The following is a 10263-nucleotide window of genomic DNA, read 5'->3' on the forward strand; positions in this document are numbered from 1 at the left end:
CGGTGCTCGGGACGGACCCGCCCGGCGGGTGGGCGCTCAGGCTTCGGCGGGTGCCGTCTCCTCCGGGTTCGCGGGGCGCGCGTACGGGGCGCGGGCGAGGTGGACGCGGTAGGCACCGACGAGGAGCGCGCCCCAGACGGGGGCGGCGTAGAGGGCGACGCGGGCGTCCTTGTCGAAGCCCATGAGGACGAGGACGAAGAGGAGGAAGGCGAGGGCGAACAGGCTCGTGAAGGGGGCGCCAGGGGCGGGGTAGGAGGAGCCGGGGAGTTCGCCGCGGGCGGTCTTGCGGCGGTAGCGGAGCTGGCAGAGCAGAATCATGATCCAGGCCCACAGTCCGCAGATGGTGGCGAGGGACATGACGTACTGGAACGCCTTGCCGGGCCACATGTAGTTGATCCACACGCCGACGAGCATGAGCGCGGCCGAGAAGGCGGTGCCCAGGAGCGGGGTTCCGGCGCGGGTGAGGCGGGCGAAGCGGGCGGGTCCCTGGTGGTTGAGGGAGAGGTCCCGGAGCATCCGGCCGGTGGAGTACATGCCGGAGTTGCAGGAGGAGAGGGCGGCGGTGAGGACGACGAAGTTGACGATCGCGGCGCCGATACCGAGGCCCATCTGCTCGAAGGCGGCGACGAACGGGGAGACGTCGGGCTGGAACCTCTTCCAGGGCACGACGGAGAGGATCATGATCAGCGCGCCGATGTAGAAGACGGCGATGCGCCAGGGGACGGTGTTGATGGCCTTGGGGAGGTTCTTCTCGGGGTCCTCGGACTCCCCGGCGGTGACGCCGACGAGTTCGACGGCGAGGAAGGCGAACATGACGATCTGGAGCGTCATGAGGGTGCCGCTCAGGCCGTGCGGGAAGAGGCCGCCGTCGTCCCACAGGTGGGAGACGCTCGCGGTCTGCCCGGCGTCGGTGAAGCCGAGGGTGAGGATGCCGAGGCAGATGAGGATCATGCCGACGATCGCGGTGACCTTGACCATCGAGAACCAGAACTCCAGCTCGCCGAAGAGCTTCACGGAGATGAGGTTCGCGCCGAAGAGGAGCACGGTGAAGGCGAGCGAGGAGGCCCACTGGGGGATGTCCCACCAGAAGGTCATGTACTTGGCGGCGGCGGTGACCTCGGTGATGCCGGTGATGACCCAGTTGAGCCAGTAGGTCCAGCCGGTGACGAAGCCGAAGAAGGGGCCGAGGAACTCGCGCGCGTACTCGGCGAAGGAGCCGGAGACCGGGCGGTAGAGGAGGAGTTCGCCGAGCGCCCGCATGATGAAGTAGATGACGAGCCCGGCCGCCGCGTAGGCGAGGATCAGGCTCGGGCCCGCTTTGGAGATGGCGGTCCCGGCGCCGAGGAAGAGCCCGGTGCCGATCGCGCCGCCGATCGCGATCATCTGGATCTGCCGGGCGCCGAGCGCCCGATGGTATCCCTCGCCGCTCTCCTCCTGCTTCGTCTCCACCGGCGCCAAGGGCTCCGCCGGCTCCTCGCCGGGCGTACCGACCTGCGTGGACGTCATGTGTCGCGCCTCCTCTTCCGCGGAAGAGGCCAGGTAACCACTTTGCGTTGCCGAACCGTCACATATCGTGAGCGGCGGCACTCGTACGCGTGAAAGGCGTGGGGCGAGGTGCCGGGCGCGCGCACGGCGGGCGGCCCGGCGGCCCTTCGCCCGTCAGGGCAGCAGTGTCTCCACGAGGGTTTCCTGGAGGCCCCCGAGCCACAGGTAGGCCATGACCATCGGCTTGCGGGGGTCGCTGTCGGGGAGTTCGTAGAGGAGTTCCGTGTCGCCCTCGGCGGTGATGTCGAGGCGGGTCGAGAGGGCGAGGCGGAGGTCGTTGAGGGTGCGCAGCCAGGTCTGGGCGGTGACGCCGGCGAGCTGGAGGCGGGCGTTGCCGCGCGCGTCGGTGCGCAGGCCGTCGAGGGTGTGGACGACGGCGAGGGCGTCCTCGCGCTTGCGGGCGCGCAGGTCGTTCTCGGTGTAGCGGCGGAACTCGGCGGAGGCGGCGTGGAGTTCGGGGCCCTCGTCCTGGCCGGGGCGGGTGTAGGCGTCGGGGAAGAGGCGGCGCAGGACCGGGTCGGAGGGCGGTTTGCTGGGGCCCTCGGCGAAGAGCCCGGCGAGCGGGTCGTCGTCGTCACCGCCGGGGCCGGGGCCGACGAGTTCGAGGAGCTGCACGGCGAGGGAGCGGATGATGCTCGTCTCGACGGCGTCGAGGGTGACCTCGGCCGCGCCGTCGGGGGTGCGCTCGAAGAGGCCGGGCATCAGTCGCGGTCCTGCTGGAGCGTGGCCCACAGTCCGTAGCCGTGCATCGCCTGCACGTCGCGTTCCATCTCCTCGCGGCTGCCGCTGGAGACGACGGCGCGTCCCTTGTTGTGCACGTCGAGCATCAGCTTGGTGGCCTTGTCCTTGGAGTAGCCGAAGTACGACTGGAAGACGTACGTCACGTAGCTCATCAGGTTGACGGGGTCGTTGTGGACGAGCGTGATCCACAGGAGGTCCGGCTCCGTCACCACGGAGGACTCGGCCTCGGCGTCGGGCCGTTCCACCTCCATCGGGGCGGGGGTCGCCAGGCGGGCCGCCGGGCGGGCGGCGCCGCGCCCGGGTGCGGGGGCGGCGGGCGAAAGGGCTGGGGAGACGGACGGCACACTCACGGGGGCCATGCTGCCACTGTCCGGAGCACGTCGCACGAACGGCCCCTTCGGGGTCGCGCGGTCACGCCCCGTACCGGCGTGGCCCACGCCACTCATCCACCTCCCCCAGAAATCGTCAGAGTGACGCTAACTGGGGTAGCATCTTTCGTATGAACACAGCGGACCTTGGCCTGCCGGTGGATGTCCCGTCGACAGCGCTCTTCACGGATCACTACGAGCTGACGATGCTCCAGGCCGCCCGGGCCAACGGCACCGCCGAGCGCCCCAGCGTCTTCGAGGTCTTCACCAGGCGGCTGCCCGAGGGGCGCAGGTACGGGGTGGTGGCGGGCACCGGACGGGTGCTCGACGCGGTCGCGAACTTCCGCTTCGACGCGGACCAGCTCGCCTACCTGCGCGAACACCGCGTCGTGGACGAGGACACGCTCGACTGGCTCGCCGGCTACCGCTTCTCGGGCGACATCTGGGGCTACCCCGAGGGGGAGGTGTACTTCCCCGGCTCCCCGGTGCTGCGCGTCGAGGGCAGCTTCGCGGAGTGCGTGCTCCTGGAGACGGTGATCCTCTCGATCCTCAACCACGACTCGGCGATCGCCGCCGCCGCCTCGCGCATGTCCTCGGCCGCCGGGGGCCGCCCGCTCATCGAGATGGGCGCGCGCCGCACCCACGAGCTGGCCGCCGTCGCCGCCTCGCGCGCGGCCTGGATCGGCGGTTTCTCCACGACGTCGAACCTCGCCGCCGGTTACCGCTACGGCATCCCGACCACCGGCACGAGCGCGCACGCCTTCACCCTCGTCCACGACGACGAGCGCGCCGCCTTCGAGGCGCAGGTGGCCTCGATGGGTCCGGACACGACCCTGCTCGTGGACACCTACGACGTCGAGAACGCGGTCCGCACCGCGGTCGAGGTCGCGGGCCCCGAGCTGGGCGCGGTACGCATCGACTCGGGCGACCTGCTCCTCGTCGCGCACCGCGTGCGCCGGCAGCTCGACGCCCTCGGCGCGAAGAACACGCGCATCGTCGTCACCTCCGATCTCGACGAGTACGCCATCGCCTCGCTCGCCGCCGCGCCGGTGGACGCCTACGGGGTCGGCACCCAGCTCGTGGTCGGCAGCGGCCACCCGACGTGCTCGATGGTCTACAAGCTCGTCGCCCGCGCGCGCTCGACCGCGCCGGACGCGCCCCTGGAGCCGGTCGCGAAGCGTTCGGCGGGGGGCAAGGCGTCGGTCGCCGGCCGCAAGTGGGCGGCGCGGCGCACGGACGCGACGGGCGCCGCGGAGGCCGAGGTGGTCGGCACCGGCGAGATGCCCGGCACGCTGCGCGGCAGCGAGCTGCTCGTGCCGCTCGTGACGAAGGGCGAGGTCGTGGGCCGCGAGCCGATGAGCGCGGCCCGCGACCGCCACCGGGCGGTGCTGGAGAGCCTGCCGCTCTCGGCCACGCAGCTCTCGCGCGGCGAACCGGTCATCCCCACGGAGTACCACCTGAGCGAGCCGGCCGGACGGCGCTGAGAGGCCGCCCCGGTGGCGGGTACGGGGCCCGGCCGCCACCGCACGCCGGGCCGCCCGCCCCCTCCCCCGCCGGGCACGCAGTGCCTACCCTCGGGTACGGGGCCGAGCCCCGCCCGCAGATCCGCACGAGAGAGCCGAGGGACACCTGTCATGGCAACCGCCTTGATCGTCGTCGACGTCCAGAACGACTTCTGCGAGGGCGGCAGCCTCGCCGTCGGCGGTGGGGCCGACGTGGCCGCGGCCGTCACCGAGCTGATCACCCAGGGGGCCCGCTTCGACCACGTCGTGGCGACGCGGGACGCGCACATCAACCCCGGCAACCACTTCTCGCGCAACCCGGACTTCGTCCGCTCCTGGCCGCCGCACTGCGTGCAGGGCACCGAGGGCATCGGCTTCCACCCCAACCTCGCGCCCGCCGTCGCCTCGGGCGCGATCGAGGCGGTCTTCGACAAGGGCGCCTACGAGGCCGCGTACAGCGGTTTCGAGGGCACGGACGAAAACGGCTCGACCCTCGCGGACTGGCTGCGCGGGCACGATGTGGACGCGGTCGACATCGTCGGCATCGCGACGGACCACTGCGTGCGCGCCACGGCCCTCGACGCCGCCAAGGAGGGCTTCCGCACCCGCGTCCTGCTCGACCTGACGGCCGGGGTCGCGCGCGCGACGACGGACCGGGCACTGGCCGAGCTGCGCGAGGCGGGGGTCGCACTGCGCGGGGAACCGGTCGTGGCGTGAGCCGGGCACGGCGCAGGGCGCGCAGGGGCGGGCGCGGGGAGACTCCGGGCGCCGCACGGGCCGGGCGCCGTACGGGCCGGGCGGGCGGCCTCCGTCGCCGTACGCGGCCTTGCGCGAGCATGACAAGCCGGTAGGCGGGTCAGGCGGCGCGCCCCCGCGCTTGCGCTCCCAGGACCTCCCGGGGGCGCAGGAGCGCCGCGATGGGGTGCCACAGCTCGTAGGGGTCGTCCGGGGCCGCGCGCCACAGCAGGCCCTCGGGGTGGTGCAGGACGGCGGTGATCTCGTCGGGGGTCGGGGGCGCGGTGTTGCCGCGCAGGTAGACGGCGCGCAGGCCGAGATTGCGCAGCCGGGTCAGGGCGCGGGGACGGTTCTTCGCCCGCACGAGCACCCGCACGCTGGCGTCGGCCGCGATCGGGGCGGGGTAGGGGCCCGCGGGGGCGCCGAGGGGGCCGCAGGGCGGTCTGGGCAGGGTCAGGGCGACGATCACATCACCGCCCGGCAACACGCAGTAACCACATCCGGCCATCGTTGTCACACCCCCGTAAGACGTCGTGTCAATAAGGACCGCATGGACGCATCTAAACGCGATCGGCCGCCGCCCGCTAGAGGGCGACGGCCGATCATGCTCTGACCTGCGGTGATTACTTCTTCAGTGTGGCGCGGTCCACGTGCACGGTGATCGTCGAGCCGCTGAGCGGCTGGCGCAGGATCGAGATCGTCGTGTTGGTGTCAGTAATCTTCACGCTCCCGGTGGGGTTCGCCGGGTCGTAGTAGGTGTTGCGGTGGTCGTCGAAGATCGGCACGCCGAGCTTCGCCTTGATCTTGGTGGCGACACCGTCCTTGTGGAGGGTGAAGCCCGCCGAGGGGTACCACGAGAAGGCGGCGTCGTAGGGCTGGATGCGGTTGCGCATCACGGTGCCGTCCGCCCACTTCTCGGCCTTCGGGTGCGCGTCCACCGGCAGGATCAGGCCCTCGCCCGGGTGGGCGGTGGTGTTGTTGTCCGCCTGCGAGGTGTCCCACTTCCAGATCACGAGACCCGGCTTGTAGGAGAAGTGCTCGACCCAGTCGGGACGGGTGGTGGGCCAGCCGAAGTTGTACGGGCCCGTCTTGAGCGTCGTGTCGTACGAGACGTACTGACGGTTCTCGGCGATGTAGTACTGCGGGTAGTCCTTGGTGAAGGACTCGCCGACGCGGCTGAAGCCCTTGGCGGTCCAGCCGTTGTCACCGTTCTCGACGTCGTCGCTCAGCAGCTCCGCCCCGTCCGCGACGATCTTGATGTCGTCGGCGGTGAAGCCCTTCATCGCCAGGCCGCCGTCGGTGAGGTAGCGGAAGCGGATGTCGACCTTCTTGCCCGCGTAGGCGTCGAGCGGGTACGAGAGGTCCTGGTACGCGCCGGACGGGCCGGTGAGCGCCGGCTTGTCGCTGCCGTCGCGCGGGAGGGCCTTGCCGTTCGCGGTGCCGTCCAGCGGCTCCCAGTTCGCGCCGCCGTCCGTGCTCGCCTCGGCGTACAGGAAGTCGTACTCGGCCTCGATGTCCCACCACGCCTTGAGGTCCAGCGAGGCGGACGTCTTGCCGGTCAGGTCGACCGAACGGGCCAGCGTGTTGTTCAGGTTGTCACCGCTGCCGGACCACCACTGCGTCGCGCCGCTCGCGGGCTTGACGATGGTCGTGGTCACCTCCTTGTCGGGGAGGTTGACGACGAGACCCTGCTTGTCCTTCGTGTTGTACTCCGCGACGCCCAGCTTGGTCGTCGAGCTCTTCGCGGCGTTCGCGGTGCCGTAGTTGAGCCAGCCGAGCTGGAGCTTGTCCCAGGCGTTCATGTCGCCGGGCAGGTCACCGATCGCGTTCTTGCCGCGGCCGAGCCAGGAGCCGGAGGACATGAGCGACCAGTAGGCGACGGAGTTGTCACCCGTGTTCGTCGTGTCGTACAGGTCGGGGAGGCCCAGGTCGTGGCCGTACTCGTGCGCGAAGACGCCGAGGCCGCCGTTCTCGGGCTGCATCGTGTAGTCGCCGACCCAGATGCCGGTGTCGCCGATCTGCGTACCGCCGGCCTTGTTCTGCGCCGGGCCCGTACGGCCCTGGTCGGTGCCGTAGGCGTACCAGCGGTGCGCCCAGATCGCGTCCGTGCCCTGGACGCCGCCGCCCGCGGACTCGTCCTCACCGGCGTGGACGATCTGGAAGTGGTCGATGTAGCCGTCCGGCTCGTTGAAGTCGCCGTCGCCGTCGAAGTCGTAGCGGTCCCACTGGTCGTACTGCGCCAGGTCCGCCTTGATGTCGGCCGCGGACTTGCCGGCCGCCTTCTGGTCGGAGACCCACTGGGTGACACCGTCGCGCACCAGGTCCCAGACGGTGGAGCACGTCGAGGCGCCGCACTTGTTGTTGCCGTAACGGGCCTCGTTGGCCTTGACCTTGACCCAGTCCGTGACCTCGCCGTCGACCGAGTAGCGGCCCGAGGACTGCTTCTCGTAGTACTTCTTCAGCGACGGGACGCTGTCGTCCTTCGAGTCGGCGAAGTACAGGTCCTGGTAGTGCTTCTGGTCGAAGTCCGCCTGCCAGTCCGTCGAGTTGTCGTTCTTCGGGTCCGGCTTCGCGATCTGGTTGTGCAGCGGGCCGGGCTGGCCGCCGTACGCCGGGTCCACGTCGTCGCCGAACTCGACCAGGATCGTGAAGATCTTGTCGGTCTGTTCGCGGCCGAGTTCGACGTACTTGCCCTTGTCGAGCTTGAGGACCTTCGAGCCGTCCCGCTCGGTGGTCTTCTTCTTCCCCGTCAGAAGCTGGTTGAGCGCCTCCTGGCGCTGCGCGTCCTGCTTCTCGCTGAAGGGGCCCTGAAGATTGTGCTCGGCGCCCTTCTTGCCGAGGGCCGGGTCACGGCGCTCGATCTTCTGGCCGTCCTTGCCGCTCACCTGTCCGTCGGCGGCCTGTGCGACCCCGAACGACGCGGCGGTGGCGCCGATCAGGCCGGTCGCCACGGTAACGGCGGCGGCTCTGAGGGCTCTCCGTTGTCTGCTCACCTGTGCGCTGTCCTCCCCGGAAGCGGGTCCCGGTCTCAGCTGACGAAACATCACTCGTTCCAATGAACCCCGGAACACACGTGCGGATACACGTGGTTCGTTATTCGACCGGAAAGAGGGAAGAAAAACCAGATCTTGACTTGGGAGCGGAACGTGCGTTATCGCCCGCACATGTTCCGCACAGGAGAGGGCGATAACGGCCGGGAGGCGGGGCGTCCGCAGGGGTGGGGAGGGGCCCGGGCGGGAGCGGGGCGAGGGCGCGGCGGGAGCCGGGCGAGGGCGGCGTGAGGAGGGGGCCGCGAAGGTGGGGCCGCGAAGGTGGCGCAAGGGTGGGGCGGGAGGGCGACGAGGGCGGAGTGGGTCCGGGGAGCCCGGGAGGGGTGGGCGGGTCCGGGGAGGCCGGCGCGGGACCCGGTCGGCCGGGGGCACGGCCCCGGCGAGAGGCGTGAACGGGGTCCGGCGGGGTGGAACGGGTCCGGCCGGGAGTGCCGCGCGGGCCTGTGAATCCGTGCGCCCCCCGTGCCCCGATGCTCGCGGGTCAACCGCGCTTCACCGGGCGGGCCGCCGGGCATGGACGCCGTGAGAGTCCCCCGCCCGGGGACTCCTGCCCTCGTACCCCGTCACGGGACGGTCCTCATGCCACGTCCGCGCCTCGCCCAAATCGCCAGCGGTTCCACGACCGTGCTCCTCACGGTGCTGCTCGTCCTGCTCCTGTCCGGGACCACGTCGACCGTCTGGATCGCGTGCACGTGCGTGGCCGCGCTCGCCCTCGGGGTCGCGGTCGGCTACGCGCTGCGCCCGCAGGCCCCCGGCGTGCCCGCCGCCCCGCCGCCCCGGCTCCCGGCGAGCAGGCCCACCGCCTCCTCGTACCACCGCTGAGCGGCGCGCCCGCTCCGCTCAGACCTCCACGACCACGGTCTTCGCCGCCTTGTCGTGCAGCCCCTGCTTGTAGGGGCGGTCGATGAAGGAGTAGCCCCCGCAGATCGCGGTCCACACGCAGCAGCAGAAGACGAACGGCAGCCACAGCACGACGGCCCGCAGCAGGAGCGCCGACGTGCCCGGGGTGAGCCCGTTGTCGAGCCTGGCCACCCGCAGGCGGAAGAGCCGCTTGCCGAGCGTCTGCCCGCCCCGCTGGCTCATGAGGACGTCGTAGCCGACGTAGAGGATCGCGGTCACGAGGTACTGCCCGGACGTGCGGCCCGCCTCGACGTGGTCGAAGTCCGTCTGCGAGACGTGGAAGAGCAACGTCAGCAGGTAGACGACGACGCCGACGAGCACCATGTCCACGAGCCGCGCCAGGACCCGCTTCCCGCTCGGCGCGAGCGGCGCCATGCCCGCGAGGGGATCGCCGGGGCCGGTACCCGCGTGGCCGGGCCCGCCCGGGTAGCGGTCGTAGGGCGTCCCGCCCTCGCCACCGTAGGGGGGCAGACCCCCGTCACCGGGGGGAGGGCGGTCGCCGTACGGGCCGGAGCCCTGGCCGTCGTACGGGCCGGAGCCCCCGCCGTCGTACGGGTTGTTCGCGTCGGCGCCGTGCGGGGCCTGGCCCTGGCCGCCGTACGGGGCGCCCTGCTCGTTCCCGTACGGGGTGCCGCCGTCCGGCGGGGGCGGGTTCGGCCCGTCGTGCGGGCGCGGGGCGTCGGCCGGCGGGCCGTACGGGGAGTCCCGGCGGTCCTGCTCCCCGGGGGGCCGTCCGCCGCCGGGCGGGTCGTAGGGGGAGCCGCCGCCCTGGCCTGCGGGGGGCTGCCGCTTGCGGAACGGGTCCTCGCCCGGGCGGTCCTCGTCGTCCGGCGGAGGCGGTGCGCTCGTCATGGTCAGAGTCGAGCGCGGGGCGCGGGCCCCTGCCACGGGGCGTGGGCCGGTCGGACCTCAGCGGGCCACGAAAGTATGAGCCGCCTTGTCGTGCCAGCACTGCCGCCAGGGCCGGTCGAAACACGCCCACAGCACCCCGACGAGACCGATCCCGAGCAGCCCGGGGACCGCGTAGACGAGCCAGCGGCGCAGCGCGGCGGCGAAACCGGGCGGCTCGTGCTCCTCGATGTCGCGCACCCGCAGGCCGAAGAGCTTCTTGCCGAGCGTCCGGCCGAACCGGGCGGTCGGCAACGCCTCGTAGAGGAGCCCGAGGACGAGGAGGACGCCGAGCGAGGCGAGCAGACAGCTCACGGTCGTGGAGTCGATGAGCCAGACCTCGACCGTCTCGCCGCTCAGCCGCGCCGCGTCGACCTTCGCCCGTACGTGGTCGGCGGCGCGGACCCCGAGCGGGATGACCGCCGCCCCGGTGAGCGCGCCGAGCAGCAGGCTGTCCACGATCCGCGCGAGGAGCCGCCGCCCGAGCCCGGCCGGACGCGTCGCCGCCCGCCGCCGCGCGGCGGCGGTGAAGGG

General features: G+C 71.8%; 10 protein-coding genes. 3 read left to right on the forward strand and 7 right to left on the reverse strand.

The genetic code is table 11. From position 1 onward, the window contains the following. Positions 1-36: 36 nt before the first annotated feature. The 3 genes from SSBG_RS09480 to clpS form a co-directional block, all read right to left on the reverse strand. Entirely contained in the window at positions 37-1506 is a 1470-nt protein-coding gene (locus tag SSBG_RS09480; protein WP_008745953.1) for an amino acid permease, read from the reverse strand. 153 nt (positions 1507-1659) lie between these two features. Next, entirely contained in the window at positions 1660-2247 is a 588-nt protein-coding gene (locus SSBG_RS09485) for a DUF2017 domain-containing protein (protein ID WP_037869341.1), read from the reverse strand. Then, entirely contained in the window at positions 2247-2537 is a 291-nt protein-coding gene (gene clpS, locus SSBG_RS09490; protein ID WP_037869344.1) for an ATP-dependent Clp protease adapter ClpS, read from the reverse strand. Before clpS ends, SSBG_RS09485 begins: the two co-directional genes overlap by 1 nt. A 248-nt stretch (positions 2538-2785) precedes the next feature. On the opposite strand from clpS, the gene SSBG_RS09495 reads away from it, so the two are divergent. Continuing rightward, positions 2786-4138 (forward strand): nicotinate phosphoribosyltransferase, encoded by a 1353-nt coding sequence (locus tag SSBG_RS09495; RefSeq protein WP_037869346.1) that lies wholly within the window; start codon positions 2786-2788, stop codon positions 4136-4138. 150 nt (positions 4139-4288) lie between these two features. Beyond that, positions 4289-4873, forward strand: coding sequence for a nicotinamidase (locus SSBG_RS09500; protein ID WP_008745957.1), 585 nt, complete (start codon positions 4289-4291; stop codon positions 4871-4873). A 139-nt stretch (positions 4874-5012) separates the two neighbouring features. Here the strand turns inward: SSBG_RS09500 and SSBG_RS09505 are convergent, their stop codons facing one another. Next, the gene (locus SSBG_RS09505; RefSeq protein ID WP_199781354.1) at positions 5013-5399 is read right to left on the reverse strand and encodes a hypothetical protein; all 387 of its coding nucleotides are present in this window, start codon (positions 5397-5399) and stop codon (positions 5013-5015) included. A gap of 115 nt (positions 5400-5514) precedes the next feature. Then, the gene (locus SSBG_RS09510) at positions 5515-7884 is read right to left on the reverse strand and encodes an immune inhibitor A domain-containing protein (protein WP_008745959.1); all 2370 of its coding nucleotides are present in this window, start codon (positions 7882-7884) and stop codon (positions 5515-5517) included. Positions 7885-8520: 636 nt separating this feature from the next. Between SSBG_RS09510 and SSBG_RS09515 the strand changes: the two genes are divergently transcribed. Then, positions 8521-8763 carry a hypothetical protein gene (locus tag SSBG_RS09515; protein WP_037869350.1) on the forward strand — a complete coding sequence of 81 codons (243 nt, stop codon included), beginning with the start codon at positions 8521-8523 and terminating at the stop codon, positions 8761-8763. A gap of 18 nt (positions 8764-8781) precedes the next feature. Here SSBG_RS09515 and SSBG_RS33610 read toward each other — a convergent pair whose 3' ends face one another. Both SSBG_RS33610 and SSBG_RS09525 read right to left on the reverse strand, forming a co-directional pair. Further along, complete coding sequence (locus SSBG_RS33610) at positions 8782-9693, reverse strand: RDD family protein (protein ID WP_037869351.1); 912 nt, start codon at positions 9691-9693, stop codon at positions 8782-8784. Positions 9694-9750: 57 nt separating this feature from the next. Beyond that, the coding region (locus tag SSBG_RS09525) for an RDD family protein (protein WP_008745961.1) at positions 9751-10263 on the reverse strand (513 nt) is incomplete at its 5' end.

The sequence above is a fragment of the Streptomyces sp. SPB074 genome, from assembly GCF_000154905.1.
In the GTDB taxonomy this organism is placed as follows: Bacteria; Actinomycetota; Actinomycetes; order Streptomycetales; family Streptomycetaceae; genus Streptomyces.

Excerpts from the sequence above, each read along its gene's own strand:
- SSBG_RS09480 (WP_008745953.1), bottom strand. The coding sequence starts at position 1,506 with ATGACGTCCACGCAGGTCGGTACGCCCGGCGAGGAGCCGGCGGAGCCC.
- SSBG_RS09485 (WP_037869341.1), bottom strand. The coding sequence starts at position 2,247 with ATGCCCGGCCTCTTCGAGCGCACCCCCGACGGCGCGGCCGAGGTCACC.
- clpS (WP_037869344.1), bottom strand. The coding sequence starts at position 2,537 with ATGGAGGTGGAACGGCCCGACGCCGAGGCCGAGTCCTCCGTGGTGACG.
- SSBG_RS09495 (WP_037869346.1), top strand. The coding sequence starts at position 2,786 with ATGAACACAGCGGACCTTGGCCTGCCGGTGGATGTCCCGTCGACAGCG.
- SSBG_RS09500 (WP_008745957.1), top strand. The coding sequence starts at position 4,289 with ATGGCAACCGCCTTGATCGTCGTCGACGTCCAGAACGACTTCTGCGAG.
- SSBG_RS09505 (WP_199781354.1), bottom strand. The coding sequence starts at position 5,399 with ATGGCCGGATGTGGTTACTGCGTGTTGCCGGGCGGTGATGTGATCGTC.
- SSBG_RS09515 (WP_037869350.1), top strand. The coding sequence starts at position 8,521 with ATGCCACGTCCGCGCCTCGCCCAAATCGCCAGCGGTTCCACGACCGTG.
- SSBG_RS33610 (WP_037869351.1), bottom strand. The coding sequence starts at position 9,693 with ATGACGAGCGCACCGCCTCCGCCGGACGACGAGGACCGCCCGGGCGAG.